1 protein-coding gene is annotated in these 1,206 nt (G+C 64.9%); it reads left to right on the top strand.

Annotation, left to right across the window (positions count from 1 at the left end; genetic code table 11):
- Positions 1–1,206 (top strand): CoA-acylating methylmalonate-semialdehyde dehydrogenase (locus LN996_RS23470; protein ID WP_231343500.1); only part of this gene is annotated, 1,206 nt, incomplete at its 5' end.

The following is a 1,206-nucleotide window of genomic DNA, read 5'->3' as shown; positions in this document are numbered from 1 at the left end:
GACGCGAAGGGTGAGATCGGCCGTGGCCTGGAGGTCATCGAGTTCGCCTGTGGCATCCCGCAGCTGCTCAAGGGCGACTACTCCGACCAGGTCTCCACCGGCATTGACGTCTTCTCCTTCCGCGAACCCCTGGGCGTGGTGGCTGGTATCACGCCGTTCAACTTCCCGGTCATGGTGCCGTTGTGGATGGCCCCGATGGCCATCGCCACCGGCAACGCGTTCATCCTCAAGCCTTCCGAGCGTGACCCGTCCGCCCCGATGCTGCTGGCCCAGCTGTGGAAGCGGGCCGGCCTGCCCGATGGCGTGTTCCAGGTCCTGCACGGCGGCAAGGAAACGGTCGATGGGTTGCTGACCCACCCGGACGTGGACGGCATCTCGTTTGTTGGGTCCACTCCGATCGCCCAGTATGTCCACGAGACCGCCACCAAGCACGGCAAAAGGGTTCAGGCGCTGGGTGGGGCGAAGAACCATGCCATCGTGATGCCCGACGCGGACCTGGACAACGCAGCCGACCACCTCGCTGCTGCTGCTTTCGGTTCCGCCGGGGAGCGCTGCATGGCCATCTCCGTCGCCGTTGCTGTGGGGGACGCAGCGGATCTGCTCGTGAAAAAGGTTCAAGAACGCGCCCTGGCCATCAAGGTCGCCAATGGCACCGAACCCGACGCCGACATGGGCCCGGTCATTACCCCGGCCTCCAAGGAACGCATCCTCCGGATCGTCACCGAAGCCGAAACCGCCGGAGCGGCGATGGTGGTGGACGGCCGCGACCTGGTAGTCCCCGGTCATGAAGATGGTTTCTGGGTTGGGCCTACCGTGATCGATCACGTCACGGCCGAAATGACGGCCTACGCCGAGGAAATCTTCGGACCGGTCCTGGTCGTGGTCCGTGTGGCGGATCTGGAGGAAGGCATCGCCCTGATCAACTCCAACCCGTACGGTAACGGCACGGCGATCTTCACCTCCAACGGCGCCGCAGCACGGAAGTTCCAGCGCTCCGTGACGGTGGGCATGGTCGGCATCAACGTGCCCCTGCCCGTCCCCGTGGCCTACCACTCCTTCGGCGGTTGGAAGAACTCCCTCTTCGGCGACAAGCACATCTACGGCCCCGAAGGCGTCTCCTTCTACACCCGCGGCAAAGTCATCACCTCACGCTGGCCCGAACCCACCCACGCCTCCGGCGCCTCCTACAACTTCCCCTCCAACTAG

It is taken from the genome of Arthrobacter sp. AK01, from assembly GCF_021109375.1.
Lineage (GTDB): Bacteria > Actinomycetota > Actinomycetes > Actinomycetales > Micrococcaceae > Arthrobacter.
This window is presented reverse-complemented; position numbering and strand designations above follow the sequence as displayed.